At 73.7% G+C, this 25,757-nt stretch carries 30 protein-coding genes, 1 pseudogene and 1 riboswitch; of the genes and pseudogenes, 15 read left to right on the forward strand and 16 right to left on the reverse strand.

Features of this window, described 5'->3' with window-relative positions:
- A pseudogene (locus ABZ783_RS29630) lies at positions 1-91 on the forward strand (phytochelatin synthase); the annotation flags it as partial.
- A 191-nt stretch (positions 92-282) separates the two neighbouring features.
- Here ABZ783_RS29630 and dusB read toward each other — a convergent pair.
- The 4 genes from dusB to ABZ783_RS29650 all read right to left on the reverse strand — a co-directional run bounded on the left by dusB (position 283) and on the right by ABZ783_RS29650 (position 3,919).
- Positions 283-1,455 carry a tRNA dihydrouridine synthase DusB gene (gene dusB, locus ABZ783_RS29635; RefSeq protein WP_357443853.1) on the reverse strand — a complete coding sequence of 391 codons (1,173 nt, stop codon included), beginning with the start codon at positions 1,453-1,455 and terminating at the stop codon, positions 283-285.
- A gap of 51 nt (positions 1,456-1,506) precedes the next feature.
- Positions 1,507-2,886, reverse strand: coding sequence for a glycine--tRNA ligase (locus ABZ783_RS29640; RefSeq protein ID WP_357443855.1), 1,380 nt, complete (start codon positions 2,884-2,886; stop codon positions 1,507-1,509).
- A gap of 105 nt (positions 2,887-2,991) precedes the next feature.
- Positions 2,992-3,552 carry a hypothetical protein gene (locus tag ABZ783_RS29645; RefSeq protein ID WP_241825636.1) on the reverse strand — a complete coding sequence of 187 codons (561 nt, stop codon included), beginning with the start codon at positions 3,550-3,552 and terminating at the stop codon, positions 2,992-2,994.
- A gap of 25 nt (positions 3,553-3,577) precedes the next feature.
- Positions 3,578-3,919, reverse strand: a complete 342-nt coding sequence (locus ABZ783_RS29650) for an antibiotic biosynthesis monooxygenase family protein (RefSeq protein WP_357443857.1) — start codon at positions 3,917-3,919, stop codon at positions 3,578-3,580.
- Positions 3,920-3,946: 27 nt separating this feature from the next.
- Here ABZ783_RS29650 and ABZ783_RS29655 point away from each other — a divergent pair, with 27 nt between their 5' ends.
- From ABZ783_RS29655 to ABZ783_RS29690, 8 genes are all read left to right on the forward strand, one after another.
- A complete protein-coding gene (locus tag ABZ783_RS29655) occupies positions 3,947-4,195 on the forward strand; it encodes a DUF6703 family protein (RefSeq protein WP_357443859.1) in 249 nt (82 codons plus the stop codon).
- Between the two features lie 54 nt (positions 4,196-4,249).
- On the forward strand, positions 4,250-5,188 hold the full coding sequence (locus tag ABZ783_RS29660) for a metal ABC transporter substrate-binding protein (RefSeq protein WP_357443861.1): 939 nt from the start codon (positions 4,250-4,252) through the stop codon (positions 5,186-5,188).
- A gap of 66 nt (positions 5,189-5,254) precedes the next feature.
- Entirely contained in the window at positions 5,255-6,010 is a 756-nt protein-coding gene (locus ABZ783_RS29665; RefSeq protein ID WP_357443863.1) for a metal ABC transporter ATP-binding protein, read from the forward strand.
- A 1-nt stretch (position 6,011) separates the two neighbouring features.
- On the forward strand, positions 6,012-6,884 hold the full coding sequence (locus ABZ783_RS29670; protein ID WP_357443865.1) for a metal ABC transporter permease: 873 nt from the start codon (positions 6,012-6,014) through the stop codon (positions 6,882-6,884).
- Positions 6,885-6,927: 43 nt separating this feature from the next.
- Positions 6,928-7,230 (forward strand): metalloregulator ArsR/SmtB family transcription factor, encoded by a 303-nt coding sequence (locus tag ABZ783_RS29675; RefSeq protein WP_073839383.1) that lies wholly within the window; start codon positions 6,928-6,930, stop codon positions 7,228-7,230.
- Positions 7,231-7,273: 43 nt separating this feature from the next.
- On the forward strand, positions 7,274-7,666 hold the full coding sequence (locus tag ABZ783_RS29680; RefSeq protein ID WP_073839382.1) for a Fur family transcriptional regulator: 393 nt from the start codon (positions 7,274-7,276) through the stop codon (positions 7,664-7,666).
- A 64-nt stretch (positions 7,667-7,730) separates the two neighbouring features.
- The gene (locus ABZ783_RS29685; RefSeq protein WP_357443868.1) at positions 7,731-8,426 is read left to right on the forward strand and encodes a hypothetical protein; all 696 of its coding nucleotides are present in this window, start codon (positions 7,731-7,733) and stop codon (positions 8,424-8,426) included.
- A 9-nt stretch (positions 8,427-8,435) separates the two neighbouring features.
- Positions 8,436-8,606, forward strand: coding sequence for a hypothetical protein (locus ABZ783_RS29690; RefSeq protein ID WP_357443870.1), 171 nt, complete (start codon positions 8,436-8,438; stop codon positions 8,604-8,606).
- Positions 8,607-8,805: 199 nt separating this feature from the next.
- Here the strand turns inward: ABZ783_RS29690 and ABZ783_RS29695 are convergent, their stop codons facing one another.
- The 5 genes from ABZ783_RS29695 to ABZ783_RS29715 form a co-directional block, all read right to left on the reverse strand.
- Positions 8,806-10,746, reverse strand: coding sequence for an acyl-CoA dehydrogenase family protein (locus ABZ783_RS29695; protein WP_357444026.1), 1,941 nt, complete (start codon positions 10,744-10,746; stop codon positions 8,806-8,808).
- Positions 10,747-10,974: 228 nt separating this feature from the next.
- Positions 10,975-11,478, reverse strand: coding sequence for a DUF6328 family protein (locus ABZ783_RS29700; RefSeq protein WP_357443872.1), 504 nt, complete (start codon positions 11,476-11,478; stop codon positions 10,975-10,977).
- A 207-nt stretch (positions 11,479-11,685) separates the two neighbouring features.
- Positions 11,686-12,435 carry an SIS domain-containing protein gene (locus ABZ783_RS29705; protein WP_357443874.1) on the reverse strand — a complete coding sequence of 250 codons (750 nt, stop codon included), beginning with the start codon at positions 12,433-12,435 and terminating at the stop codon, positions 11,686-11,688.
- On the reverse strand, positions 12,432-13,244 hold the full coding sequence (locus ABZ783_RS29710) for an AAC(3) family N-acetyltransferase (RefSeq protein ID WP_357443876.1): 813 nt from the start codon (positions 13,242-13,244) through the stop codon (positions 12,432-12,434). Before ABZ783_RS29710 ends, ABZ783_RS29705 begins: the two co-directional genes overlap by 4 nt.
- On the reverse strand, positions 13,241-14,065 hold the full coding sequence (locus ABZ783_RS29715; protein ID WP_357443878.1) for an alpha/beta hydrolase: 825 nt from the start codon (positions 14,063-14,065) through the stop codon (positions 13,241-13,243). Before ABZ783_RS29715 ends, ABZ783_RS29710 begins: the two co-directional genes overlap by 4 nt.
- A gap of 88 nt (positions 14,066-14,153) precedes the next feature.
- Positions 14,154-14,260, forward strand: a riboswitch (TPP riboswitch).
- Positions 14,261-14,333: 73 nt separating this feature from the next.
- Between ABZ783_RS29715 and ABZ783_RS29720 the strand changes: the two genes are divergently transcribed.
- The 3 genes from ABZ783_RS29720 (at position 14,334) to ABZ783_RS29730 (ending at position 17,291) form a co-directional block, all read left to right on the forward strand.
- The gene (locus tag ABZ783_RS29720; protein ID WP_357443880.1) at positions 14,334-14,918 is read left to right on the forward strand and encodes an ECF transporter S component; all 585 of its coding nucleotides are present in this window, start codon (positions 14,334-14,336) and stop codon (positions 14,916-14,918) included.
- 122 nt (positions 14,919-15,040) lie between these two features.
- The gene (locus tag ABZ783_RS29725; RefSeq protein WP_357443882.1) at positions 15,041-16,456 is read left to right on the forward strand and encodes an ATP-binding cassette domain-containing protein; all 1,416 of its coding nucleotides are present in this window, start codon (positions 15,041-15,043) and stop codon (positions 16,454-16,456) included.
- Positions 16,457-16,490: 34 nt separating this feature from the next.
- Positions 16,491-17,291: an energy-coupling factor transporter transmembrane component T gene (locus ABZ783_RS29730; RefSeq protein ID WP_357443884.1), complete on the forward strand. Its 801-nt coding sequence runs from the start codon at positions 16,491-16,493 to the stop codon at positions 17,289-17,291.
- Positions 17,292-17,300: 9 nt separating this feature from the next.
- Here the strand turns inward: ABZ783_RS29730 and ABZ783_RS29735 are convergent, their stop codons facing one another.
- Together ABZ783_RS29735 and ABZ783_RS29740 are read right to left on the reverse strand one after the other, a co-directional pair.
- A complete protein-coding gene (locus tag ABZ783_RS29735; protein WP_357443886.1) occupies positions 17,301-17,951 on the reverse strand; it encodes a response regulator transcription factor in 651 nt (216 codons plus the stop codon).
- Positions 17,948-19,147, reverse strand: a complete 1,200-nt coding sequence (locus ABZ783_RS29740) for a histidine kinase (RefSeq protein ID WP_357443888.1) — start codon at positions 19,145-19,147, stop codon at positions 17,948-17,950. The genes ABZ783_RS29735 and ABZ783_RS29740 overlap by 4 nt, the downstream gene beginning before the upstream one ends.
- Before the next feature lie 154 nt (positions 19,148-19,301).
- Between ABZ783_RS29740 and ABZ783_RS29745 the strand changes: the two genes are divergently transcribed.
- Positions 19,302-19,997, forward strand: a complete 696-nt coding sequence (locus ABZ783_RS29745) for a hypothetical protein (protein ID WP_357443890.1) — start codon at positions 19,302-19,304, stop codon at positions 19,995-19,997.
- A gap of 155 nt (positions 19,998-20,152) precedes the next feature.
- On the opposite strand, the gene ABZ783_RS29750 is transcribed toward ABZ783_RS29745, so the two are convergent.
- Entirely contained in the window at positions 20,153-20,395 is a 243-nt protein-coding gene (locus ABZ783_RS29750) for a hypothetical protein (RefSeq protein ID WP_357443892.1), read from the reverse strand.
- 440 nt (positions 20,396-20,835) lie between these two features.
- Between ABZ783_RS29750 and gndA the strand changes: the two genes are divergently transcribed.
- On the forward strand, positions 20,836-22,278 hold the full coding sequence (gene gndA, locus ABZ783_RS29755; protein WP_357443894.1) for an NADP-dependent phosphogluconate dehydrogenase: 1,443 nt from the start codon (positions 20,836-20,838) through the stop codon (positions 22,276-22,278).
- An 81-nt stretch (positions 22,279-22,359) separates the two neighbouring features.
- Here gndA and ABZ783_RS29760 read toward each other — a convergent pair whose 3' ends face one another.
- From ABZ783_RS29760 to recO, 4 genes are all read right to left on the reverse strand, one after another.
- Positions 22,360-22,590 (reverse strand): thioredoxin reductase, encoded by a 231-nt coding sequence (locus tag ABZ783_RS29760; protein WP_357443896.1) that lies wholly within the window; start codon positions 22,588-22,590, stop codon positions 22,360-22,362.
- Between the two features lie 250 nt (positions 22,591-22,840).
- Positions 22,841-23,026 carry a hypothetical protein gene (locus tag ABZ783_RS29765; RefSeq protein ID WP_357443898.1) on the reverse strand — a complete coding sequence of 62 codons (186 nt, stop codon included), beginning with the start codon at positions 23,024-23,026 and terminating at the stop codon, positions 22,841-22,843.
- A gap of 68 nt (positions 23,027-23,094) precedes the next feature.
- Positions 23,095-23,895: an isoprenyl transferase gene (locus ABZ783_RS29770; protein WP_357443900.1), complete on the reverse strand. Its 801-nt coding sequence runs from the start codon at positions 23,893-23,895 to the stop codon at positions 23,095-23,097.
- 8 nt (positions 23,896-23,903) lie between these two features.
- On the reverse strand, positions 23,904-24,779 hold the full coding sequence (recO, locus tag ABZ783_RS29775; protein ID WP_357443902.1) for a DNA repair protein RecO: 876 nt from the start codon (positions 24,777-24,779) through the stop codon (positions 23,904-23,906).
- A gap of 102 nt (positions 24,780-24,881) precedes the next feature.
- Between recO and ABZ783_RS29780 the strand changes: the two genes are divergently transcribed.
- A complete protein-coding gene (locus tag ABZ783_RS29780) occupies positions 24,882-25,655 on the forward strand; it encodes a DUF4097 family beta strand repeat-containing protein (RefSeq protein WP_357443904.1) in 774 nt (257 codons plus the stop codon).
- Positions 25,656-25,757 lie beyond the last annotated feature (102 nt).

Genomic DNA, 25,757 nt, shown 5'->3' on the forward strand with positions numbered 1-25,757 from the left:
CGACTCCGCCAACCCGAACACCGCCTCCTACCGGATCACCGTCGACAACCTCGCCGACTGGATCGCCACCCGCGGCTACTCGGCCTCCTGACACACCAGGTGACAGCAGGAACCACGGAGGGCCGGCCCCCACACGGGGCCGGCCTTCGCCGTACCCGCAACCGACCACAGAACGGCCGGCCTCCATCCAGGGGCCGGCCGTTCTTCGTCGGCACACCGCTGCCGCGCTGGGATCTGAAGCTCGCCCGCGAGGGGCGCCAGGCCCCGGACGGACCGATTCGGTCAGCCGCCTGAGTCGTCCAGCTCGGCGCCGTCTGGCGGGGTGTCGTCGTCCCGGCTGGCCAGCCAACCGTCCGGCAGGAAGACCTTGCCCGGGGAGTTGGTCCGGCCACGCGGCTGACCGAGGGCCTCCACCGGGAACGGCACGGCCGGGTCGAGCTTGCCGAGCAGGTCGTCGAGCTGGGCCAGGCTGTCGATCATCGCGAGGGACCGGCGCAGCTCACTGCCGATCGGGAAGCCCTTGAGGTACCAGGCGACGTGCTTGCGGAAGTCGGTGCAGCCGTCCCGCTCACCCCGGACGGGGTTGCGGGCGCCGGCCACGAACTGGTCGACCAGCAGCTCGGCGTGGCGTCGCATGGTCACCGCCACCTCGCCGAGGGTCGGCAGCCGCCGGTCGGACCGGCCGTTGAAGGCGGCCTCCAGGTCGGCGAAGAGCCAGGGCCGGCCCAGGCAGCCGCGCCCGATCACCACGCCGTCCACCCCGGTGTGGGCGACCATCCGCAGCGCGTCGTCGGCCTCCCAGATGTCGCCGTTGCCGAGCACCGGCACGTCGAGCGCCTGTTTCAGGGTGGCGATGGCATCCCAGTCGGCGGTGCCCGAGTAGCGCTGCGCGGCCGTACGCCCGTGCAGGGCGACCGCGGCGACGCCGGCGTCCTGCGCGGCGAGCCCCGCCTCGACGTACGTCAGGTGGTCGTCGTCGATGCCCTTGCGCATCTTGACGGTGACCGGCACCCCGGCGGGTGACGCGGCATCCACCGCGGCCTTGACCAGCCGGGCGAAGAGCCGGCGCCGCCACGGCAGGGCGGACCCGCCGCCCCGCCGGGTCACCTTGGGGACCGGGCAGCCGAAGTTGAGGTCGATGTGGTCGGCGAGGCCCTGCTCGACCACGATCCGCACGGCGGCGGCGGTGATCTCCGGGTCGGTGCCGTAGAGCTGGAGGCTGCGAGGCTGTTCCTCGGCGCCGAAGGCGATCATCCGCAGCGTCTTCGGGTTGCGCTCCACCAACGCCCGGGTGGTGATCATCTCGCAGACGTAGATGCCGCCGCCCTGCTCCCGGCACAGCCGGCGGAAGCCGACGTTGGTGATCCCGGCCATCGGCGCGAGCACCACCGGCGGCCACACCTGGTGCGGCCCGAGGGTCAACGGGCGCAGCGCGGGCAGGGTCGGGGCGGTCACCGGACAAGTGTACGGGGCCCCGACCGGCGCGGCCGGGGCCCCGTGACCAGCTCAGCAGCCGGGCAGGCGCTCGATCAGGTAGCGCTCGACCTGGTCCAGCGAGATGCGCTCCTGGGCCATGGTGTCCCGGTTCCGGACGGTCACCGCGTTGTCCTCGAGGGTGTCGAAGTCGACCGTGACGCAGAACGGCGTGCCGATCTCGTCCTGCCGGCGGTACCGGCGGCCGATCGCCTGCGAGTCGTCGAACTCGACCACCCAGCGCTTGCGCAGGTCCGCGGCAAGGCCCCGGGCCTTCGGCGAGAGCGCCTCGTTGCGGGACAGCGGGAGCACCGCCACCTTGACCGGGGACAGCCGCGGGTCGAAGCGCATCACGGTGCGCTTGTCCACGCCGCCCTTGGTGTTCGGGGCCTCGTCCTCGTCGTACGCCTCGAGCAGGAAGGCGAGCACGGCACGGGTCAGGCCGGCGGCCGGCTCGATCACGTACGGGATCCAGCGCTCACCCTTGCTCTGGTCGAAGTACGACAGGTCGACGCCGGAGTGCTTGCTGTGCGTCGACAGGTCGAAGTCGGTGCGGTTGGCGATGCCCTCCAACTCGGCGAACTCGCTGCCGCCGAACTGGAACCGGTACTCGATGTCGACGGTGCGCTTCGAGTAGTGGGAGAGCTTCTCCTTGGGGTGCTCGTAGAAGCGCAGGTTCTGCTCCGACAGGCCGAGGTCGAGGTACCAGTTCCAGCGCTCCTGGAGCCAGTACTCGTGCCACTGCTCGTCGGTGCCCGGCTCGACGAAGAACTCCATCTCCATCTGCTCGAACTCGCGGGTCCGGAAGATGAAGTTGCCGGGGGTGATCTCGTTGCGGAACGACTTGCCGGTCTGCGCGATGCCGAACGGCGGCTTCTTGCGGGCGACCGTCTCCACGTTCTTGTAGTTGACGAAGATGCCCTGGGCGGTCTCCGGGCGCAGGTAGTGCAGGCCCTCCTCGCTCTCCACCGGGCCCAGGTAGGTCTTCATCAGGCCGTTGAACATCTTCGGCTCGGTGAAGGTGCCCTTGTTGCCGCAGTTCGGGCAGTTGATCTCCGACAGCGACGTCGGCGGCCGGCCGTGCTTGGCCTCGAACGCCTCTTCCAGGTGGTCGGCGCGGAACCGCTTGTGGCAGGACTGGCACTCGGTCAGCGGGTCGACGAACTCGGCGATGTGGCCGGATGCCTCCCAGACCTGGCGGGCCAGGATGACCGCCGAGTCCAGGCCCACGACGTCGTCGCGCTGCTGGACCATGGTCCGCCACCACTGCCGGCGGACGTTCTCCTTGAGCTCCACGCCGAGCGGCCCGTAGTCCCACGCCGATCGGGTGCCTCCATAGATCTCACTGGAGGGGAAGACGAAGCCCCGGCGCTTGGCGAGGCTGACGACGGCGTCGATACGGTCGGCTGGCATGTTTCCTCCTACGCCGGCTGGCGGTCGGCGGGGGTGAGTGGATTGAACCGGACGGTCCCGGACAACGGTACGACCACCGGAGCCGCCGAGCCCAGCCGGGGCCGGTCAGCTCACCCCGCACACCTCCACGGCACCCGTCTGCTGGTCCGTCGCCAGCGTCACCGTCTGGGCCTCCCGCTTGCCGCCGGCCAGGGTCACGTCCACCGGCACGGTCAGCGTCTGGGCGTCGACCTGGCCCACCCGGTAGCCGGAGATCTGCGGCTCGGTGGCCGCCCGCTGCTCGAACTCCGACCGGGACTCCCGCCGGTGGGCGTCGTCGCAGAGCTGGTCGTACGCCTTGGACCAGTCCTTCCGCACCAGCGCCCGGTAGTAGTTGTCGGTCACCGCGCGGCCCTGCTCCTGGACGGCCTGCAGGTTACTGACCGCGAGCCCGACGATGGCGGCGCCGCCCCCACCGCAGCAGAGCAGCACGGCGAGCGCGCCGACGCCGAGACCGAGCCAGAGCCGGGCCCGGCCCCCCTCGGTGGGCGGGGCGGCGAACGGCGGGGCGACCCCGGGGCCGGCCGGCGGCGCGGGGACGCCGGGCTCGGCTGGCGGGCCCGATACCGGCGGCGCGCCGGACGGCACGGGATTCGGGGGTGGGGCGGCCGGTCCGGGAGCGGTCATACGCCAGAGGGTAGTGCCCCCGGCCTCAGCGGTAAGGACCTGCGGCCCGATCACTGGCGACGACGACGATCTCGCCCTCGGGCGCGGCGCTGGCCAGCGTCTCGTACGCCGAGGGCTCGTCAACGGACTGGGCCAGCAGCGGCACGGCGGTGACCTTGACGTCGAAGCCGCCCAGCGCCCGCCGGTACGCCCCGACCGACTCCCACTCGGTGACCAGGCACCAGTACGTCGGGTCGTCCAGCGCCCGCAGCAGTTCCCCCCGCAGGTAGCCGGGGCGGGCGGCGAGCGCGGCGAGCGCGGCGTGCGCCCGCTCGGTGAACTCGGACGCGACATCGGCGTCGACCACGAACCGGTTGGTGACCAGCACCCGGGTCCTCCTCGTAGAGTCTGTGCCATGCAGCGTACGCAGCGTCCCCTTCCGGCCCGGCTCAACCCGACCGCGGTGTTCCTGGCCACGCTGGTCCTGGTGCTGGTCGCCCTGTTCACGCCCGGCGCGGTCGGCGGCGTCCTGCTGCTCGCCCTGGCCGCGGGGCTGGTCTGGCTGATGAGCGTCACCTGGCCGGTGCAGAGCCCGGGGACCCGGGTGCTGCGGCTCCTGATGCTGACGCTGTTGCTCGCGGTCGCCCTGGCCAAGCTGCTCTGACATGCAATCATGCGTTTTTGACAATCAATTTCGTTATCGCGGACAGTTGGTCACATGACCGTCCGCTCCGCCCCACGCGCCCTCGCCGCAGCCACCGCAGCCCTGCTCACCCTTGGCGTCGCCGCCTGCTCGGAGGGCGGTGGCGGTGGGAGCGACCCGGAGCGGGTCGACGTGGTGGCCGCCTTCTACCCCCTCCAGTTCCTCGCCGAGCAGATCGGCGGGGACGCGGTCAAGGTCACCAACCTGACCAAGCCCGGCGCCGAGCCGCACGACCTGGAGCTCAACCCCCGCCAGGTCGGCCAGGTCAGCGACGCGGAGCTGGTCGTCTTCCTCGCCGGGTTCCAGCCGGCCGTCGACGAGGCGGTCCAGCAGAACGGCGGTGACCGGGCGTTCGACGTGGCCACCGTGCAGCCGCTGCGCGACGCGGCCGACGGCGGTCACCAGCACGAGGGCGAGTCCGGTCACGCCGAGGAGAGCGGCGGCAAGGACCCGCACGTGTGGCTCGACCCGACCCGGCTGGCCACCATCGGCGACCGGCTGGCCGAGCGGCTCGGCAAGGCCGACCCGGGTCGGGCCGCCGAGTTCACCGCCCGGGCGAAGACCCTGCGCGCCACGCTGGAGAAGCTCGACGCCGACTACGTTGCGGGCCTGCGGACCTGCCCGCGCCGGGAGATCGTGACCAGCCACACCGCGTTCGGCTACCTGACCGCCCGCTACGACCTGGAGCAGGTCGGCATCACCGGCCTCACCCCGGACGCCGAGCCCGCCCCGCAGCGGCTCGCCGAGGTGGCGCGGGAGGCTCGGGAGCACGGGGCCACCACCATCTTCTTCGAGACGCTGGTCAGCCCGAAGGTGGCCGAGACGGTCGCCCGCGAGGTCGGCGCGAAGACCGCCGTGCTCGACCCGATCGAGGGCCCGCCGGCCGAGGGCGACTACCTCTCCGCCATGCGGGCCAACCTCCAGACCCTGCGCACCGCCTTGGACTGTTCATGAGCGAGCGAATCATCAGCACAGCGCCGGTAAGCCTCATGACGGCGCCGAGCGAAGCGAGGTGACGGCATGAGCGTCGTCCAGGTCGAGCATGCCGCTGTCGGCTACGACGGCCGCCCCGTGCTGCGGGACGTCTCGCTGGCCCTGGCCGCCGGTGAGGTGGTCGCCGTGCTCGGCGCCAACGGCTCCGGCAAGTCGACTCTGATCCGCGCCGTGCTCGGCCTCGTCCCGCTGAGCGCCGGGTCGGTCACCCTCTTCGGCACTCCGCAGCGCCGCTTCCGGCAGTGGCACCGCATCGGGTACGTCCCGCAGCGGCTCGGCGCGGGCAGCGGCGTACCGGCCACGGTGGCCGAGGTGGTCGCGTCGGGCCGACTCGCCCGCCGGGGCCTGCTGCGCCCACCGGGACGGGCCGACCGGGAGGCGGTCGCCGCGGCGCTGCGCGCGGTCGGGCTCGCCGACCGGGCGGGTGACCCGGTCGCCACCCTCTCCGGCGGCCAGCAGCAGCGCACCCTGATCGCCCGGGCGCTCGCCGGCCGGCCGGAGCTGCTGGTGCTCGACGAGCCGACCGCCGGGGTGGACGCGACCAGCCAGGAGGCGTTCGCCGGGGCGCTGCGCGGTTTCGTCGACGGCGGCGGCACGGTGCTCCTGGTCGCCCACGAGCTGGGGCCGCTGCGCCCGCTGATCAGCCGGGCGGTGGTGGTCCACGAGGGCGGGATCGCCCACGACGGCGCGGTGCCGGAACCGGCCGGCCACCACGCGGACCCCGACCACGAGCACGTGCACCCGCACTGCGACGAGGAGCCCGCCGGGCTGTGGAGCATGTGACATGGACCTCTTCCAGTACGATTTCATGCTGCGCGCCCTGGTCGGCGCGCTGGTCATCGGGCTGGCCGCCCCGGCGCTCGGGATCTACCTGGTGCAGCGGCGGCTGGCGCTGATCGGCGACGGCATCGGCCACGTGGCGCTCACCGGCGTGGGTGCCGGGCTGCTGCTCAACCGCTCTCCCGTGCTGGTGGCGGTGATCACGGCGACGTTGGGTGCGATCGCCATCGAACTGGTCCGCGCGCGCGGCCGTACCTCCGGGGACCTGGCCCTGGCACTGCTCTTCTACGGCGGCATCGCCGGCGGCGTGCTGCTGGTCGGGCTCTCCGACGCCAGCAGCGCGTCGCTGAACTCGTACCTCTTCGGGTCGCTGACCACGACGTCGCCGGGCGACCTGATCACCATCCTGGTGCTCGGCGTGGCGATCCTGGTGGCCATGCTGGCGCTGCGCCCGGTGCTCTTCGCGGTCTGCCACGACGAGGAGTACGCCCGGGTCTCCGGCCTACCGGTCCGGGCGCTCAACCTGCTGCTCGCGGTGACCACCGCGGTGACCGTGACCATCGCCATGCGGGCCGTCGGGGTGCTGCTGATCAGCGCCCTGATGGTGGTGCCGGTGGCCACCGCCCAGCAGGTGACGCGGGGGTTCCGGAGCACCATGACGGCGGCGATGGCGCTGGGGCTCTTCGCGGCCGGGGCCGGGGTCTGGGTGGCCGCCACCGCCGACACCGCGCCCGGCGCCTCGGTGGTGCTGCTGGCCATCGGCTCGTTCCTGGTGGTCGCGCTCGTCGCGGCCGGCTGGCGGGCGCTGCGCCGGCGGGCCCGGCCGGCCGGCACGCCGGCCGTCGAGCCGCACGAGCACGAGGTGGTGCTGCGGTGAGCCCCTCCGGGCCGTTCCAGCTGGGATTGGTTACCGTTACGGGGTGACCACCACGCACGGATACGACGCCTTCGAGGGCGCGGGTGACCTGCTGCGCGCGCTGTCGGCACCCATCCGGCTGGCGATCGTGAGCGAGCTGGCCCAGGGTGAGCGCTGCGTGCACGAGCTGGTGGAGAAGCTCGGCGCCCCGCAGCCGCTGGTCTCCCAGCATCTGCGGGTGCTGCGCGGTGCCGGGGTGGTCCGCGGCTCCCGGCGCGGCCGGGAGATCGCGTACGCCCTGGTGGACGAGCACGTCGCGCACATCGTGGCGGACGCGGTCAGCCACGCCGGGGAGGGGCCGGCATGACCGCGCGGACCATCACCGCCCACGCCGACCACCGGGTGGCGGCATGACCGAAGGGGCGCTCAGAAACACCCGCCAGCGGACCGCGGTGAGCGCGCTGCTGGCCGAGGTGGCGGGCTTCCACAGCGCGCAGGACCTGTACGCGATGCTGCGCGAGCGGGGCGAGCGGGTCGGCCTCACCACCGTCTACCGGACGTTGCAGGGGCTCGCCGACGCCGGGGAGATCGACGTGATGCGCCCGCCCGGCGGCGAGCACCTCTATCGCCGGTGCAGCGAGGGCCATCATCACCACCTGGTCTGCCGGGCCTGCGGCCGGACCGTGGAGGTGGCCGGGCCGGCGGTGGAGCGCTGGGCGGACCGGGTCGCCGCCGAGCACGGGTACGCCGAGGTCAGCCACACCCTGGAGATCTTCGGCACCTGCCCGGCCTGCGCCGGCTGAGAATTCTCCCCTGCGACAACTCCAGCTCGGCGCGTCTGTAGCCGCGCCGCGACCTGGAGCCGTCGTGCGACAACTCCGCCTCGGCCTGTCTGTCGCCGCGCCGCGACCTGGAGCCGTCGTGCCGGCGGCGCCGGGCCGTGGCACGCTGTCCGGCGTGAAGATCTACGCCGACCGTTTTCCGACCCTCCTCCGCCAGCTCCTCACCGATCTGCTCGTGGTCGTCTGGGTGTACGCGGCGATCCGCTTCGCGCTGTGGCTGCACGATCTGATCGAGAAGCTGGCCGTACCCGGACAGAAGCTGGAGGGGGCCGGCGGAGGCCTCGCCGACAACCTGGCCGACGCCGGCGGCAAGGTGGGTCGGGTCCCGCTGGTCGGCGACGAGCTGACCGCCCCGTTCACCAAGGCCGCCGAGGCCGCCCGCGCGGTCGCCGAGGCCGGCCGCGACCAGCAGGAACTGGTCGGCCAGCTGGCCCTCGGACTGAGCATCGCGGTGCTGGTCTTCCCGCTCGGGCTCGTGCTCTTCGGCTGGCTGCCGCTGCGGGTGCGCTGGATGCGCCGGGCCGGCGTGGCGCAGGCGCTCGCCACCGCCCCCGCCGGCCGCGACCTGCTGGCACTGCGCGCGCTCGCCGGCCAGCCGCTCGGTCGGCTGGCCCGGATCGCGCCGGACGCGGCCGAGGCGTGGCGCCGCGGCGACGACGCTACCGTCGACGCGCTCGCCGCACTGGAGCTGCGCAGACTCGGCCTGCGGGCCGGCCGGTAGGGTGTTGCGGTGCTGTACTTCCTGATCGCCGTCGCCGTGCTGCTGCTGGCGTACGCGGGCGTCCTGGTGAGCTACGTCCGCAAGGGCCGCAAGATCCCGCCGGCCGCGTACCTGGTGCTGGCCGCGTTGAACGGGCTCATCCTGGCCGGCGTGCTGGCCTGGGCGATCGCCGCCAGCTGAGCCGGCTACCTCCCGCTGACCCGGGTCCAGCTGTCGGCCGGCGGCCGCCGGCTGGCCCCAGCCACAGATATCCAGAAAGCGGTATGCCTCTGAGTCATATCTGTGCCCCAGAGGCATATCGCTCGACCCGGTTAGCTCCATGTGCGGAGGTGCTCGGCACGAACATCCGTCTGCCGAATTCACCGCCCCGCGACCGGACTCACCCCATCGGCGGGATGCGGCGGCGGACGTCCTCGGCGGTGGAGGGGCCGGGCTGCCAGCGGGCCACCCAGGGCCGGTCGGCCGGCGGGGTCACGACGCCCTCCTCCAGGGCGGCGTACCGGCCGGCGAGGATCCGCTTGGCGGCCGCCACGTCAACCGAGTCGGTGTTGGACCACAGCCCGGTGAACAGCTCGTCGACACGCAGCCGGGCCTGCCGACAGAACAGGTCGGCCAGCTCGACGTGCTCCGGGTGCTCCGCCCGCTCGGCGGTGGCCCGTACGCAGACCGCGGCCATCGCGAACAGCTCCGCGCCGATGTCCACCACCCGGCCGAGGAACGCCTGCTTGCGCTCCATCTTCCCCTGCCAGCGGGACATCGCGTAGAAGGTGGCGCGGGCCAGCTTGCGGGAGGCGCGCTCGACGTGTCGCAGGTGGCCGGCGAGCGGGCCGAACTCGGCGTACGCCCGGGGTGCCTGGCCCCGGCCGACGGCGAGGGTGGGCAGCCACTTCGCGTAGAAGACGCTGGCCCGGGCACCCGCCTTCGCCTTGCGGCCCAGCCCGGCGTCGGGGTCGATGATGTCGCCGGCCACCGAGAGGTGCGCGTCGACCGCCTCGCGGGCGATCAGCAGGTGCATGATCTCGGTGGAGCCCTCGAAGATCCGGTTGATCCGCAGGTCGCGCAGCATCTGCTCGACCGCGGCCGGCCGTTCACCCCGGGCGGCCAGGGACTCGGCCGTCTCGTAGCCGCGACCACCCCGGATCTGGATCAGCTCGTCGGCGATCTTCCAGGCCATCTCGCTGGCGTAGAGCTTCACCAGCGCCGCCTCGATCCGGATGTCGTTGCGGTCGTCGTCGGCGAGCAGGCAGCAGAGGTTGAGCATGCTCTCCATGCCGTACGTGGTGGCGGCGATGAAGGCCAGCTTCTTGGCCACCGCCTCGTGCTCGCCGACCGGCCGGCCCCACTGGACCCGGTCGGCGGCCCACTCCCGGGCCACGTTCAGCGACCACTTACCGGCGCCGACGCACATGGCCGGCAGCGACAGCCGCCCAGTGTTCAGCGTGGTCAGGGCGATCTTCAGGCCCTTGCCCTCGCCGCCGATCACGTTCTCCTTCGGCACGAACACGTCGTGGAACCGGGTGAGGCTGTTCTCCAGGCCGCGCAGGCCCACGAAGGCGTTGCGCCGCTCGACCGTGATGCCCTCGCTGTCGCCCTCCACCACGAAGGCGGTGATGCCGCCGCGCCGACCCTCGGCCGCCGGCACCCGGGCCATCACCACCAGCAGGGTGGCGACCGTGCCGTTGGTGGCCCACAGCTTGACCCCGTTGAGCCGGTAACCCGTGCCGTCCTCGGTCGGCTCGGCGGTGGTCGCCAGCCGCGCCGGGTCGGAGCCGACGTCCGGCTCGGTGAGCAGGAACGCGGACACCTCACCGGCGGCCAGCCGAGGCAGGAAGCGCTGCTTCTGCTCGGGGGTGCCGAACATCTTCAGCGGCTGCGGCACGCCGATCGACTGGTGCGCGGAGAGCAGCGCGCTGATCGCCGGGTTGGCCGAGCCGGCCCGCATCAGCGCCCGGCAGTAGTGCAGATTGCTCAGCCCGAGGCCGCCGTACTTCCGGTCGATCTTCATGCCGAAGGCGCCCAGCCGGGCCAGCCCGTGGAACACCTCGTCCGGGATGCGCGCGTCCCGCTCGATCGCCGCACCGTCCACCTCGGCGTCCAGGTACGCCCCGAACGCGCCGAGGAACTCCTCGGCCCGCGCCACGTCCTCCGGCTTCGCGCGCGGCCACGGACTGATCAGGTCGAGGCGGAACCGGCCGAGGAAGAGTTCCTTGCCGAAGCTGGGCCGGTCCCAGGCCGCTTCGCGGGCCGCCTCCGCGACCTGGCGGGCCTCCTTCTCGGAGACCTGGCCGGCCTCGGTGGGCAGCGGCCCCACCCCGTCCACCCGGTCGCCCGCGGCGGCCGGCGGATCGGTGTCGTCGATCGGGGCCACCCGGCCGGTCGGGCCGCCGTGCCCGGCGGGATCGGGTCGGCTGTTCTGTGTCGTGGTCACGGCTGCCTCCTGGAGACCTCGGTCCGGCTGCGTCGACGTGCGCGACGAAAACGACGCTACCCCCGGTTGTTACCCAGGGGTAGCCTTCGGTGCACGTCCGATTTGGCGGAATCGGCGCGGTCAGTCGCCGGGCAGCACCCGCGGGTTGTCGTCCTCGTCGTCGATGTCGTCGCCCCAGTTGCGCCGGGCGGCGAGCGGCAGGACCAGCCAGAAGGTCAGGAACCACGCCCCGGTGATCCCGGTCAGCACCAGGGCCGCCAGCCGGCCCAGCACGAAGTCGGTGATCAGCAGGACCGCACTGACCATCGAGATCAGCATGAAGGCCAGGCCGCCGATGGCCACCCGGTGGGCAAACCGGACCAGCTCCGGCTTGCGGCCCTGCCGGAACAATGCCCGGTGGAAGGCGACCGGCGAGATGATCATCGCGGTAGCTGCGGCGGCGGCCAGCAGAGCGACGATGTAGGTGTCCTTCTGGAAATTGGTGGTCCGGGTGAAACCGCTGCTGAACGGCAGGGTGAGCAGGAAGGCGAAGAGGATCTGCACGCCGGTCTGCGCCACCCGCAGCTCCTGGAGCAGGTCGGCGAAGTTGCGCTGCCACCGCTGCTTCTCGGTTTCCTTGGACACGCGCTACCTCCAGGGATGACGGTACTGCCGGCGGAAGCGTCCGTCGGCAGTACCGCCGGTGCCCGGTCCGCACCGTCGCGAAACCGGTTCACCCTGCCGCCCCTCGTGCACGACTGCGGGGCTCGCAAACCCGGCTCACTCCTCGCGCTCACGATGCCTCCTCAGTTCGCGACTGCGGGGCTCGCAAACCCGGCTCACTCCTCGCGCTCACGCCCCCCGGCGGATGCGGCCCGCGTACCGGGCCTCCAGCTCGGCGTTGTGCTCGTCGCCGCCGGTGATGTTCGCCGACAGGTAGACCGGGGGCCGCTCCCCCGCCGCCAGCAGCCGGGCCACCACCTCCGCCACGAGCTGCTGCGCCAGCAGCGCGGCCGTGATCGAGGAGACCGCACCGACCGCGCCACCGCCGGGCAGCGGCAGGGTGGCGTCGCCGTACGGGGCGCCGTTGTCGAGCACCACGTCGGCGAAGTCGGCGAGCTTGCGCCCGGACGGGTGGCGCGAGGTCATCCGGGCGGAGTGCGCCGCCGAGGTGATCGCGATCAGCGCGTGCCCGCGTTCCTTGACGATGGACGCGAACTCCACCATCGCGCCGTTCACGCCGGAGTTGGAGGCGAGCACGAAGACGTCCTGCGGGCGGATCGGGGCCAGCTCGTAGAGGCGGTGCGCCACCTCGGGCTCGCGTTCCAGCTTCGGGCCGAGCACGTCGGCCGGCTCGCCCCCGTACAGGACCAGGTCGCGCAGGGCGATCCGGTTGGTGGGGACCAGCCCACCGGCCCGGCCGGCGATCTCCATCGCCAGCGCCTCCGAGTGGCCGGTGCCGAACGCGTGGACCACCCCGTCGGCGCGCAGCGACTCGGCGATCAGGTCGGCGCCGCGCGCCACCCCGTCCCGCTGGCCGGCGGCCACCCGGCCGATCGTCTCGGTCACCACCGCCAGGTACGCCTCGGCGCTCACCGTCATGATTCCTCCGTCCCTCGGTTCCGGGCCAGCCAGTCCACCGCGAAGTCGACCGCCACCCGCTGCCTCATCAACCGGCCCGTCCCGTCGCCGACCGGCCCGAGCCGTACCGCTCCGGTGGCCGCCAGCTCGGTGCCGAGCCGGGCGAAGCCGTCGTCGTCCAGGCGGATGTCGTCCCACCACACCCACGCCCGGCCGCCGTCGCCGGCCAGCACGGCCGCGCCGCAGCGCTGCCGGGGCGGCGCCGGCTGCCGGTACTCGGCCAGGTGCAGCGAGGTGTTGCTGTCGTGCTCCACCCCGAGCAGCAGCACGTCGGCGTCCAGCTCGTAGAGGCGGGCCAGCGGGGAGCCCTCGCCGAGCATGTCGGCGAGGGCGTGGTCGGCGACGACCCGGTCGGCCGCCGGCCCCAGCGCGGCGAACGAGACGTGCGGGTGGTCGCTGCGCCGCGCGCCGGGCCAGGTGCGGACCAGCTCGGCGAGGGCGCCCATGAACCGGCTCGGCGTGACCGCCGGGTCGAAGCCGGGCAGCTCATCCCGGATCACCGGCCACCAGTCGGCCGGCACCGGCGGGTTGGTCCAGCCCGCGGGGTCGCTGTTGTCCGGCGTGTGGGTGGGCACCACGAGGGTCCCGGCCGGGCCGAGCACGTCGCGCAGGGCGAGCACCACCGCCTCCGGGCCGCCGCAGAGGAAGCCCAGCGGGCGCAGGGACGCGTGCACCAGGACGGTCCCGCCGGGGCGTACGCCGAGGGCGCGGAACTGGGCGGCGAGCGACGCGCGGGTGTGCGGCCGGGCCGGTGCGGCACCGGCGATCATCGGCCCACCCGGGCGAGGATCGCGGCGGCCAGCGGGGCGGGCGCCTCGTCCGGGATCCAGTGCGTGACGCCGGGAAGCTCAACGAAGCGGTAGTCGCCGGTCACATGGGGTGCGCAGGCCGCGGCGGCGGTGCGGCCGATCGCGATGTCCCGGTCGCTCCAGACGAAGGTGGTCGGCACGCTGACCGGTCCGACGGCCTTCAGGTCCGCCCCGGTCATCGCCCGGTACCAGTTCAGCGCGGCGGTCAGCGCGCCCGGCTCGCACATCGGGTCGGCGTAGCGGGCCACCTGCGCGGGGTCGCCCACCCCGCCGAGCATCCGCCGCAGCGCGACGGCGTTGAGGGCGAGCAGCACCCGCTCCGCCTTGCCGGGCTTGCGGAACAGCGTGATGTAGGCGGAGCGGGCCTTCTGCCCCGGGTCGGTGGCGAGCGCGTGGGCCAGCGCCGCCGGATGCGGCACCGAGACCGCGGTGAGGCTGCGGACCCGCTCCGGGTGCACCGCCGCCAGGCTCCAGGCCACGATCGCGCCCCAGTCGTGCCCGACCACGTGCGCGGCCTCGACGCCGAGCGCGTCGAGCACCTCCGCCGCGTCCGCCACCAACTCCGGGATCCGGTACGCCTCGACCGCCGCCGGCCGGGCACCCGGCGAGTAGCCCCGCTGGTCGAGCGCGTACGTGCGCAGCCCGGCCGCGTGCAGCAGGGGCACCACCTCGTCCCACTCGCCGCCGTGCTGCGGGAAGCCGTGCAGCAGCAGGATCGGATCGCCGTCCTCGGGACCGCCGGTGCGTACCTCGAACGTCAGACCTCGCGCCTCGACCCGCATGATCGGCAGCCTACCCAGCCGGACCGGCACCGCTCGCCCTGCTGTGCCGGCGGCGGGCACCGGTGCTAGCGTCTGCCGCAGACAACTTCACATCCGACAGGGGAGCGCACAGCGCTGAGAGTGCGGGCCGGTGCCCGCAGACCCTCGAACCTGATCTGGGTAATGCCAGCGCAGGGAGTTCGGTCGACCTCCAGCCGCGCCGCCGTCCGGGCATCCGGACGCGGCGTGCGTCTTCTCCTGGTTCACCCTCGACGAACTGGGAGCAACCATGACTCAACCCACCACCAACCGGTGGCGCACCATCGACATCGTCATCGCCTCGGTGCTCGGGGTGGCGTTCGGCGTCATCTTCTGGGCGTGGGGCCTGCTCTGGAACGGGCCGGCGGACGCCATCCCGCTGCCCGGCCGGGCGGCGCTGTACGGCGTGTGGCTGGTGCCGGCCGTGCTCGGCGCGCTGATCGTCCGCAAGCCCGGCGCCGCGTTCTTCACGCTGACCTTCGCCGCGCTGGTGTCGGTCGCGCTCGGCAGCAGTTGGGGCTGGACCCTGGTGGTGCAGGGCCCGCTGGAGGCGGCGGCGGGCGAACTGGCCTTCGCGCTCTTCGGTTACCGCACCTACCGGCTCCCGGTCTCGCTGCTGGCCGCCACCCTGGCCGGCCTCGCCGCCGCGATCTACGACGTCTTCGTCTGGTACCCGGACACCGCGTGGGGCAGCTTCCGGCTGCCGTACATCCTCATCACCGCCGTCAGCGCACTGGTCGTGGCCGGCCTCGGCGGCGTCGCGCTGACCCGCGCCCTGGCGAACACCGGCGTCCTCGACCGCTTCCCCGCCGGCCGCGAACGCGCCGCCGTCTGACCGCCCGATCCGATGATGTTGATCATGAGGTTGACGGCGATGTGGATCTCTGAAACCGCCGCCAACCTCATGATCGACGGGGCGGGTGGGGTGGGGCGGGGACGGGTGGGAGGGGTGTGGGTGTGAGTGGGGTGGTGCTGCGGGGGTTCGGGTGGCGGCACGCCGGGCGGAAGGGGTGGGCCGTCCGTGGGGTGGACCTGCGCGTCGAGCGCGGGGAGCGGGTGCTGCTGCTGGGGGCGTCCGGGGCGGGCAAGAGCACCCTGCTGGCGGCGCTCGCCGGGCTGCTGCCCGAGGACTCCGGCGAGCAGGAAGGCACCGTCGAGATCGACGGGCTCGACCCGCGCAAAGCCCGGGAACGGGTCGGCATCGTCTTCCAGGACCCGGAGACCCAGCTGGTGATGGCCCGCTGCGGCGACGACGTCGCGTTCGGGCTGGAGAACCGGGGCGTACCCGCCGAGGAGATCTGGCCCCGGGTGGACGCGGCACTGCGCCGGGTCGGCTTCCCCTACCACCGGGACCGGCCCACCGCGGCGCTCTCCGGCGGCGAGCAGCAGCGGCTCGCCCTCGCCGGGGTGCTCGCCCCGCGGCCCGGGCTGCTGCTGCTCGACGAGCCCACCGCCAACCTCGACCCGGCCGGCGCCGCGCTGGTCCGGCAGGCCGTCGCGGACGCGCTCGACGCGGACACCACGCTGATCCTGGTCGAGCACCGGGTCGCCGAGGCGCTGCCGCTGGTCGACCGGGTGGTGGTGCTGGAGGCCGGCGGCGGGGTACGGGCCGACGGGCCGCCCGACACGATCTTCGCCGCGCACGGCGATACGCTCGCCGCCGCCGGAGTCTGGGTGCCGGGTCGCACCGTGCCGCCCCGGCACGCCACCGCGCCGCCGGGCGACCGGTTGCTCACCGCCGACCGGCTCGGCCTGCCGCCCCGGCTGGCCCCCGTCGACCTCGAGGTACGCGCCGGCGAGGCGCTCGCCGTCCTCGGCCCGAACGGCGCCGGCAAGTCCACCCTGGCCCTGCTCCTCGGCGGCCTGCTCCGCCCCGGCACCGGTACGGCCACCGCCACCACCGCCCTGGCCGGGCGGGACGCCGGCACTCCCCCGCACCGCTGGCGGGCGCCCCTGCTGGCCCGGCGGATCGGCTCGGTCTTCCAGGACCCGGAACACCAGTTCGTCACCGGCACCGTCTACGACGAACTGGCGCTCGGCCCGCGCCGGACCGGCGAGCCCGAGGCGGCGGTACGGGCCACCGTGGACGGGCTGCTGGACCGGCTGCGGCTCGCCCGGCTCGCCGGGGCCAACCCGTACACCCTCTCCGGTGGGGAGGCGCGGCGGCTGAGCGTGGCGACCGCCCTGGCCACCGCGCCGCGCCTGCTGATCTGCGACGAGCCCACCTTCGGCCAGGACCGGCGGACCTGGTCGGAACTGGTCGATCTCTTCGCCGAGCTGCGCGACGCCGGTCACGGCATCGTCGCGGTCACCCACGACCCGGACTTCGTCGCCGCGCTCGCCGACCGCGCCCTCGCCCTGGACCGGCGATGACCGCCGCCGTCCCGACCTATAGCGGGGAGCGCGCATGATCAGCGTGGAGCCCGTGGCCCGGCCCGGCGCGCCGCTGGCCCGCCGCAACCCGGTGGCGAAGCTGGCCGCCGCGCTGGTCTTCTCGTTGGTCCTCATCGCCACCCTGGACCCGGTGGCCCCGGCGATCGCCATCGCGATCGAGCTGGTGGTGCTGCCGCTGTTCGGCATCCGCTACCGGATGCTGGCCCGGCGGGGCTGGCCGCTGCTGGCCAGCGCCGGCGGCATCCTGGTCACCCTGGTGCTCTTCGCCGCCGACCGGTCCGGCCGGGTGCTGGTCGAGGCCGGTCCGATCCTGGTGACCGAAGGGGTGCTGCTCACCGCGCTCGGCCTGGTCCTGCGGATGCTCGCGGTGGCGCTGCCCGGGATCCTCGTCTTCGCCACCACCGACCCCACCGACCTGGCCGACGCGTTGATCCAGAACGCGAAGGCCCCGGCCCGGTTCGCCATCGGCGCGCTGGCCGCGTTCCGGCTGGTACCGCTGCTCGAACAGGAGTGGCGGATGATCAGCATGGCCCGGCGGGCCCGCGGCGTGGACGCCGGCCGCAACCCGGTCGCCAAGGTACGGCTCTTCGTGTCGACGGCGTTCGCCCTGCTGGTCGGGGCGATCCGCCGGGGCACCCGGCTGGCGGTCGCGATGGACGCCCGCGGCTTCGACGCCGGCATCCCGCGTACGGTCGCCCGGCGGCAGCGCTTCACCCGGGCGGACGGGTTGCTCGTCGCCGGCGCGGCGGTGCTGGCCGGCGCGGCGCTGGCGGTCAGCGTCGCGCTCGGCACGTTCCGCCCCCTGATCGGCTGACCACGTCCGCTACCGCCGGAGCTGCGCCACGCCGCTCTGGTACGCCAGCACGACCGCCTGCACCCGGTCCCGCACTCCGAGCTTGGCGAAGATGCGGTTCACATGCGTCTTCACGGTCGCCTCGCCGACGAAGAGCTGGCCGGCGATCTCCTGGTTGGACAGGCCGAGAGCCATCATCCGCAACACCTCGGTCTCCCGGGCGGTCAGCTCCGCCAGGCCCGGGTGGCCGGCCACCGACGCCGTCGCGGTGTAGTGGTCGATCAGGCGCCGGGTGATCGACGGGGAGAGCAGGGCGTCGCCGCGGGCCGCGGTCCGCACCGCCTCGGCCAGTTCCCGGGGCGGAGTGGTCTTGAGCATGAAGCCGGAGGCGCCGGCGCGCAGCGCCCGGTACACGTACTCGTCAAGATCGAAGGTGGTCAGCATGATGATCCGGGTCTCGCCACGCGCGGCCAGGATCCGCTCGGTCGCGGCGATCCCGTCCATGGGCGCCATGTGGATGTCCATCAGCACCACGTCGGGTGCGAACCGGTTCGCGAGCTGCACGGCTTCCTCACCGTCGGCCGCATCGGCGACGACCTCGAGATCGGGCTGCGCGGTGAGGATCAGCCGGAGGCCGCCCCGCACCAACGCCTCATCGTCGGCGATGAGAACCCGGGTCATCCGGTGACTCCCGTCGGGGCGAGCGTGCCGACCGACGCCTCGGCGTCGAAGGGCAGCTCGACGCGTACGTCGAAGCCGCCCTGCGGGCGCGGGCCGGCGGTCACCGTGCCGCCGAACAGCTCCACCCGCTCGCGGATGCCGGTCAGGCCGTGCCCGGTGCCGGCGCTCCGCCGGGCCCCGCCGGTGCCGTCGTCGGTCACCTGCAGCCGGAGGGCGTCGCCGGTCACCTCGATCGAGACGCGGACCGCCGCGCCCGCCGCGTGCCGGGCGGCGTTGGTCAGCGCCTCCTGGAGGATCCGGTACCCGCTGACATCGGCGGCGGCCGGGATCATGTCGAGGTCGCCCGTGACATCCACGTCGACCTGCCCGCCGGCGAGGCGTACCCCGGCGGTCAACGGTTCGAGCCGGCGTAGCGAGGGCAGCGCCTCCGGGGCCGGCTCGGCGCCGCGGAGGATGATGAGCAGCCGGCGCAGCTCGGTGACCACCTCACGCCCGACGTCCTGCACGGCGTCAAGGGACGTGCGGGCCTGCGCCGCGTCCGAGTCGAGCACGGCCTGCGCCGCGGCGGCCTGCAGCACCATCACCGAGACCCCGTGCGAGACGATGTCGTGCAGTTCCCGGGCCACCCGCAGCCGCTCGTCCGTCCGGGCGGCGGCCTCCCGCTCGGCGGCCAGCGCCACCAGCCGGGCCGCCTGCGCCCGCCGCATCCGCACGGCGTAACCGGGGCCGAGCACGGCGAGCCCGACGAACAGGATGAACACCCAGTCGGAGTCGCCGGCCACCGCGTTCTCGATCCCGAGCGGGAGAAAATAGCTGACCGCGGCGACCGTGAAGGCAGCCCGGCCGCCTACGGCGACACAGCCGAAGGCCGCGGCGAGCAGCGCCAGCAGTGGCACCACCGGCCACTCCGGCAGGACCGGCGTGAAGCTCTGCGCGGTGAAGCAGGCGCCGGCGAGGACGGCCGCCGCCCGGGGATACGCCGTGCAGCCGGCCACCGCGAGGCAGTAGCCAACCAGCAGCACGGTCAGGACGGCGAGCCAACCGGCGGAGAGCGCGGCGAGGTCCGGACCCTCCCCCTCCACGTAGCCCGCCAGCGGGACGTAGAGCTCGGCCAGGCCGAACGCGAGCAACGCGGCACCGGCGAGCGAGGTGGCCACCTCGCGCCACCGGGCCCGGACGACGGGGGTGGCTGACATGCCGGAAGGGTAGCGACGGCGGCCGCCCTTCCGCGTCCACCCACGGGTGTAGCGAGGGCGGCCGGAACTCCACCCGCGGATCAACTTCCGCGCCGACGACCCGGCCCCGGTGCTGCTCCTAGCGTCCCTGCCACGACTTCGGAAGGAGACACTGATGGACGACAGCACCGGGCGGCGGCGGAGCCGGCGGCTCACGGCGGGCGCTCTGCTCACCGGCGGCGTAATTTACGGCGCCGCGAACGCCTTCTACTGGGTGATGTTCCCTGACGACGTGGCCGACACCGCCGACAACGTCACGGTGGCCGCCGGGCACCTGGGCGCCTGGCGGGTGGAGACCGTCCTGTTCGCCCTGGCCCACCTGCTGCTGCTGCCGGCGATGCTCGGGCTGGCCGCTACCCTGGGCCGACGCAAGCCGGTGGTGGCCACCGTCGGCGGCGCGGCGAGCCTTCTCGGGCTCTACTTCTCCACCGTCCACCTGTGGCAGTACAACGCCTTCTTCGGGGCTCTGGCCGGCGGCGGCGTCGACGCCGACGCCGCTCGGCCGGTGACCACCGCCATCGACGGGGACCCGTTCGTGATGGCGTCGTTCGCGGTGTGGCTGCTCGGCTGGCTGATCGGCCTCCTGGTGCTCGCCTTCGGCGCCTGGCGCGCCCGGCTGGTGGCGCTCTGGGTGCCGCTGGTCCTCACCGCCGGGCAGGTGCTGGACCTGGTCGGCACCGGGGTCCCGGTCAAGGTGGCGGTGAGCGTGCTGATGGTGGCCGGCTTCGTCGGCCTGGCCCTCGGCGTCGAGCGGTCGCGTGCCGCGGAGGTGCCGACCGGGACGGCGACCCCGGCGACCGCTGCGGCCTGAGCCGCGGGAGCGGGGCGGGGCGGCTCGTGCCGCCCCGCCCCGAACCGGCCGGTGCGGGCCGTTTGTCACCGCCGTTTCGGCGAACTCGCGGCATCCGGGCAGCCGGGACACCGCAACATCGGCGAGGTGGCGGTGACATGTGGCCCGCCCGGACCTCAGCTCCGCCGGAAGGCGTAGAACCGGGTCTGGCCGGCGCGCTGGCTGCGCCCGGCGACGCGGGGCTCCCGGCCGACCGGCGGGCCGGCCTTCGGTGCCGGCGGGGTGTCGGCCCGGCCCGGCAGGGTCACCGGCGCCGGCGACGCCACCGTCAGCGCGTCGAGGTCCGGCGGGGTGACGTCCACCAGGGACCGCGTCGACGCGGGCTTACGGGATTTCTTCGGACTGCGCTTGGCGGGCATACGCTGCCTCCTGACTGTCGGGGCGCCCGGTGGGCGCGGCGAGCGGGCAAGCCCCGGCAGGTCCGACAGGAAAGCCACCACGACGACGGCGGTGCGGATGCGGACGCCCGGAGCGGGACGGATCCGCGGCGCGAACGGCGGCGGACCAGGGCTCGGAAGAAGGGCGTCAGTTACGCATGACGGCAGGCTAACCGACCGCCGCCGCCCCGCGCACCCGATTTACTGGCACGCTCGGCGGCACCGACCGTCCTGCCCGCCCTCGGCAGAGTCGGGCGACCGACGCGATGGCCGCGAAGGTCGCCCACGTGGAGGCCCGCCTCGCGGAGGGCTGAGGCCGGACCGCGACCGGGCCCTCACCCGCCGTCGGCGTCCCCGCCCGCGCTCGCATCGACCGCGATACCGTCGCAGGACGGGCAGCCCGACGAGAGGTGGCGGTACGCATGGCAGAGCAGGCGACGGCGCAGATCGGCGTGACCGGCCTGGCGGTGATGGGCCGCAACCTGGCCCGGAACCTGGCCCGCAACGGCTTCACCGTGGCGCTGCACAACCGCTCGCCGCAGCGCACCCGCAGCCTGGTCGCCGAGCACGGCGACGAGGGCCGGTTCGTGCCGGCGGAGTCGCTGGCCGACTTCGTCGCCTCGATGGAACGCCCCCGCGCGGTGATCGTCATGGTGAAGGCGGGCGCGCCGACCGACGCGGTGATCGACGAGCTGGTGCCCCTGCTCGAGGCGGGGGACATCGTCGTCGACTGCGGCAACGCCCACTTCGCCGACACCCGCCGGCGGGAGGAGGCGCTGCGCGGGCACGGGCTGCACTTCGTCGGCACCGGCGTCTCCGGCGGCGAGGAGGGCGCGCTGCACGGCCCGAGCATCATGCCGGGCGGCTCGGCCGAGTCCTACCGGAAGCTCGGCCCGATCTTCGAGAAGATCTCCGCGCACGTGGACGGCACCCCGTGCTGCCGGCACATCGGCCCGGACGGCGCCGGCCACTTCGTCAAGATGGTCCACAACGGCATCGAGTACGCCGACATGCAGCTCATCGCCGAGGCGTACGACCTGCTGCGGGCGGGCCTGTCGGCGAGCCCGGCGGAGATCGCGGAGATCTTCCGCGAGTGGAACACGGGCGAGCTGGAGTCGTTCCTCATCGAGATCACCGCCGACGTGCTGGCGCACACCGACGCGGCGACCGGCCGAGCCTTCGTCGACGTGGTGCTCGACCAGGCCGAGCAGAAGGGCACCGGGCGGTGGACCGTGCAGAGCGCGCTCGACCTCGGCGTCCCGATCACCGGCATCGCCGAGGCCACCTTCGCCCGGTCGCTGTCCGGCCACGCCGACCAGCGGGCCGCCGCCCGCCGGGCGTTCCCCGACGCGGGCGCGAAATGGTCGGTCGACGACGGGGAGACCTTCGTCGAGGACGTCCGGCGCGCGCTGCTGGCCAGCAAGATCGTCGCGTACGCGCAGGGCTTCGACCACATCCGGGCGGGCAGCCGGGAGTACGACTGGGCCATCGACCTGGGCGGCACCGCGACCATCTGGCGGGGCGGCTGCATCATCCGGGCCCGCTTCCTGGACCGGATCCGGGAGGCGTACGACGGGCAGCCGGAGCTGCCGACGCTGCTGGTGGCGCCGTGGTTCGCCGACCGGGTCAGCGCCGGGATCCCGGCCTGGCGGCGGGTGGTGGCCGACGCGGCCCGGGCGGGCGTGCCGACCCCGGCCTTCTCGTCGTCGCTGGCCTGGTTCGACGCCCTGCGCGCGGAACGGCTGCCGGCGGCGCTGATCCAGGGGCTACGGGACAACTTCGGCGCGCACACCTACCACCGGGTGGACCGGGACGGCACGTTCCACACCCTGTGGGCCGGGAACCGCTCCGAAGTGGAGGCCTGAGCGCAACCTGATCCACTCGATGTGCCGCAGGTCGCGTTCGTCGCCCGAGACGCCGCGGCATGCCGCCTCCCGTGGCGGCGCTCACCAGGCCCGTTCGGCGGCGTCGGCAGGGGTGGGCGCCCAGTCCGCGGCCGGTTCGCCCTGCGCCAGCTCGGCGATCTCGCCGGAGCGGACAGCCGGCGTGTGCCCGAGCTCGGCGCAGTACCGCTCGGCGACGCCGGCGCAGAGGTCCGCGACCCGTTCCCGGTGCACGGCGTCAACCAGGCCCGCGCCGGCCAGCGCGGCCGTCATCTCGTACCGGAGATCCCGCATGCCCACCCCCGTGGCCGGACGCGACCCGGCGGCGCGCCCTCGCGCCGATGGTATGCGCCGAGGCCGCGCCGCTCACCGGAAACGCGTCGACGCCGCCCCGGTGGGGGACGGCGCCGACACCAGTCGTCACCAGAACCGACGACGCCGCACCCGCTGCGACCGCAGGGGGACGGCGCCGACGTTGGTCGTCACCAGAACGGACGACACCGCGCCCGCTGCGACCGCAGGGGGACGACGCCGACGCCGGTCGTCACCAGAACCGGCGGCGCCGCGCCTTCTGCGGCCGCAGCAGGTCGGCGCCCCTGGTGAGGAGTCGACTCACTCCGGTCGGGCCGCGACGGGCCTCCAGGGAGTGACTCAGCCGGCGTGCACCGGCCGCCGCCAGCGGCACGGCGACCGCCATGAGTGCCCACTGGGCGATCCGCTTCTGCAGCATGTTGGTTCACCTCCGCGATCGGCTGCTGTCCGGTTGGTACCCCGTCGGCCGCGGCGGTAAGCGTGAGCTCAGACTGCGGGAGCGACCGGGTTGGGCAAGGCGCCGCCGAACCGGCGGTCCCGCTGGGCGTAGAGCTCGCAGGCGTACCAGAGGTGGCGCCGGTCGAAGTCCGGCCAGAGGGTGTCGAGGAACACCAGCTCGGCGTACGCGCTCTGCCAGAGCAGGAAGTTGGAGGTGCGCTGCTCCCCGGAGGGGCGCAGGAAGAGGTCCACCTCGGGGACTTCGGGGTGGTAGAGGTACTTCGCGACGGTCTTCTCGTTGACCTTGCCCGGGTCGAGCCGGCCGGCGGCCACGTCACGGGCGATCGCGGCGGCGGCGTCGGCGATCTCCGCCTGGCCGCCGTAGTTGACGCAGAACTGCAGGGTCAGCGTCGAGTTGCCCCGGGACATCTCCTCGGCGGTCTGCAGCTCAGAGATCACGCTCTTCCAGAGCCGCCCGGCCCGGCCCGACCAGACCACCCGGACGCCCAGGTCGACGAGCTGGTCCCGGCGGCGGCGGATGACGTCCCGGTTGAAGCCCATCAGGAAGCGGACCTCGTCCGGCGAGCGCCGCCAGTTCTCGGTGGAGAACGCGTACGCCGACAGGTAGGGGATGCCCAGCTCGATCGCGCCCTCGATGGTGTCGAAGAGGCTGTATTCCCCCTGCTCGTGACCCTTGGTCCGGGGCAGCCCGCGCTCCTTGGCCCAGCGGCCGTTGCCGTCCATGACGATGGCGACGTGCTTCGGCAGGGCCTCCGTCGGCAGCGCCGGCGGCCGGGCCCCGGACGGGTGCGGAGTCGGTGGCACCGGCTCGCGCCGGACGGCCCTCATCGATCGGATCACTCGGTCTTCTCCCTGTTCACACCAGCGGCGGCGGGCCCGACGCCGCTGCCCGGCGGGACCGCGCCCGGCCCCGTGCCGCTCGGCGGTGGGACCGTGCCGGACGCCGGGGCACCCCGGTCGACCAGCGGCAGCGAGCGTAGCGCGCGCTCCAGGTGCCACTGGAGGTGCGCCGCGACCAGGCCACTGCACTCCCGGCGTACGCCGGTCTCGGTGGCGTCGGCGTAGGCCCAGTCCCCGGTGGTCAGCGCGGACATCAGCGCGATGGTGGCCGGGGCGGGGTGGGCGGCGCCGGGCGGCCGGCAGTCCGGGCAGACCGCTCCCCCGGCCGGTACGGAGAACGCCCGGTGCCGCCCCGGGGTGCCGCAGACGGCGCAGGCGGCCAGCGCCGGCGCCCAGCCGGCGAACGCCATCCCGCGCAGCAGGTAGGCATCCAGCACCAGGGTGGTGGCGTGCTCGCCACCGGCCAGTGAGCGCAACGCGCCGAGGGTGAGCTGGAACAACCGCAGCGACGGTTCCCGCTCGACCGGGGTGAGCCGCTCCGCGGTCTCGGCGATCGCGCTGGCCGCCGTGTAGCGGGGGTAGTCGCCGAGGAACCGTTTGCCGTAGAGGTCGATCCCCTCGACCTGGCTGACGGTGTGCAGCGAGCTGCCCAGGTTGCCCGTGGGATCGCCGGCGAGCTGGAGGTCCACGTGCCCGAACGGCTCCAGCCGGGCGCCGAACCGGCTGCTGGTGCGCCGGACGCCCCGGGCCACCGCGCGCAGCCGGCCGTGCCGGCGGGTGAGCAGGGTGATGATCCGGTCGGACTCGCCCAGCTTCTGCACGCGCAGCACCACCGCGTCGTCGCGGTAGAGCTGTCGGCGGTACCCGGCCATCGGGTCATTCTCCCTCGGGGTGCGATCTCAGGGTCGGTTCGGGGTGGATCGGCGGTCGAACCCGGATGTGCCGCCCCTGGGGTCGCCCGTAGCGTGCTGACCATGGCTGTGCACCGGACCGTCGCCGCCGCCGCGGCGGCCTCCCTGATCCTCCTCTGCGGGTGTGACACCATCTCGTTCCGCCGGCTCGACTACGACAACACCGAGGCGGTGAAGATCACCCGGATCACCGTGGAGCCGGGCTCAGGCGACGTCACCGTCCGCGCCGCCGGCTCCGCCCCCCAGGTACGCATCAAGCGGGTGGTCCGCTACCAGGGCGGGCAGCCGGACACCCGATACGAGATCAACGGCGACGAACTGGTGCTGCGCACCGAATGCGGCCCCCGGTGCAGCGTCTCCTGGGAGATCTCCGCCCCCGAGGGCGTGGCGGTACGCGGCGAGACCGGCTCCGGGGACGTCGAGCTGAGCCGGGTCGGCGCGGTGGAGTTCAAGCTCGGCTCGGGCAACGTCTCGGTCAGCGGGGCAACCGGCGACGTCCGCGCCGAGACCGGCTCCGGGAACATCGACGTGATCGACGCGGCCGGTGCGGTGCGGCTGCGCGCCGCCTCCGGCGACATCACCGCGCAACGGCTCGCCGCCGGGGTGGACGCCGAGACGTCCTCCGGCAACGTGACCGTCGAGCTGGCCCAGCCGGCATCGGCCCGGGTGCACGCCGCCAGCGGCGACGTCGAGCTGGCCGTGCCGGACGGCCGGTACCGGGTGCGGACCAGCACCGGCTCGGGCGATCGGGACCTCGGCGTGGTCGACGACCCGGGCGCCGCCCTGCTGCTGGACGTCAGCACCGGGAGCGGCAACGTGACGATCACCCGACGCTGACTGCGCGTCCACGCCGAACCAACCCGAAAATCCGCTTAAATTCGCGGAAAGAGTGGCCATTTTTCGCGTGATGGCCACTCTTTCCGTGAATGAGGCCCTTCG

Source organism: Micromonospora sp. NPDC047738 (assembly GCF_040642675.1).
Classification (GTDB): Bacteria; Actinomycetota; Actinomycetes; order Mycobacteriales; family Micromonosporaceae; genus Micromonospora.

Coding starts and splice junctions, on each gene's coding strand:
- ABZ783_RS29640 (WP_357443855.1), bottom strand. CDS start 2,886: ATGCCAGCCGACCGTATCGACGCCGTCGTCAGCCTCGCCAAGCGCCGG.
- ABZ783_RS29645 (WP_241825636.1), bottom strand. CDS start 3,552: ATGACCGCTCCCGGACCGGCCGCCCCACCCCCGAATCCCGTGCCGTCC.
- ABZ783_RS29655 (WP_357443859.1), top strand. CDS start 3,947: ATGCAGCGTACGCAGCGTCCCCTTCCGGCCCGGCTCAACCCGACCGCG.
- ABZ783_RS29660 (WP_357443861.1), top strand. CDS start 4,250: ATGACCGTCCGCTCCGCCCCACGCGCCCTCGCCGCAGCCACCGCAGCC.
- ABZ783_RS29665 (WP_357443863.1), top strand. CDS start 5,255: ATGAGCGTCGTCCAGGTCGAGCATGCCGCTGTCGGCTACGACGGCCGC.
- ABZ783_RS29670 (WP_357443865.1), top strand. CDS start 6,012: ATGGACCTCTTCCAGTACGATTTCATGCTGCGCGCCCTGGTCGGCGCG.
- ABZ783_RS29680 (WP_073839382.1), top strand. CDS start 7,274: ATGACCGAAGGGGCGCTCAGAAACACCCGCCAGCGGACCGCGGTGAGC.
- ABZ783_RS29705 (WP_357443874.1), bottom strand. CDS start 12,435: ATGACGGTGAGCGCCGAGGCGTACCTGGCGGTGGTGACCGAGACGATC.
- ABZ783_RS29710 (WP_357443876.1), bottom strand. CDS start 13,244: ATGATCGCCGGTGCCGCACCGGCCCGGCCGCACACCCGCGCGTCGCTC.
- ABZ783_RS29715 (WP_357443878.1), bottom strand. CDS start 14,065: ATGCGGGTCGAGGCGCGAGGTCTGACGTTCGAGGTACGCACCGGCGGT.
- ABZ783_RS29720 (WP_357443880.1), top strand. CDS start 14,334: ATGACTCAACCCACCACCAACCGGTGGCGCACCATCGACATCGTCATC.
- ABZ783_RS29730 (WP_357443884.1), top strand. CDS start 16,491: ATGATCAGCGTGGAGCCCGTGGCCCGGCCCGGCGCGCCGCTGGCCCGC.
- ABZ783_RS29735 (WP_357443886.1), bottom strand. CDS start 17,951: ATGACCCGGGTTCTCATCGCCGACGATGAGGCGTTGGTGCGGGGCGGC.
- ABZ783_RS29740 (WP_357443888.1), bottom strand. CDS start 19,147: ATGTCAGCCACCCCCGTCGTCCGGGCCCGGTGGCGCGAGGTGGCCACC.
- ABZ783_RS29745 (WP_357443890.1), top strand. CDS start 19,302: ATGGACGACAGCACCGGGCGGCGGCGGAGCCGGCGGCTCACGGCGGGC.
- ABZ783_RS29750 (WP_357443892.1), bottom strand. CDS start 20,395: ATGCCCGCCAAGCGCAGTCCGAAGAAATCCCGTAAGCCCGCGTCGACG.
- gndA (WP_357443894.1), top strand. CDS start 20,836: ATGGCAGAGCAGGCGACGGCGCAGATCGGCGTGACCGGCCTGGCGGTG.
- ABZ783_RS29760 (WP_357443896.1), bottom strand. CDS start 22,590: ATGCGGGATCTCCGGTACGAGATGACGGCCGCGCTGGCCGGCGCGGGC.
- ABZ783_RS29765 (WP_357443898.1), bottom strand. CDS start 23,026: ATGCTGCAGAAGCGGATCGCCCAGTGGGCACTCATGGCGGTCGCCGTG.
- ABZ783_RS29770 (WP_357443900.1), bottom strand. CDS start 23,895: ATGAGGGCCGTCCGGCGCGAGCCGGTGCCACCGACTCCGCACCCGTCC.
- recO (WP_357443902.1), bottom strand. CDS start 24,779: ATGGCCGGGTACCGCCGACAGCTCTACCGCGACGACGCGGTGGTGCTG.
- ABZ783_RS29780 (WP_357443904.1), top strand. CDS start 24,882: ATGGCTGTGCACCGGACCGTCGCCGCCGCCGCGGCGGCCTCCCTGATC.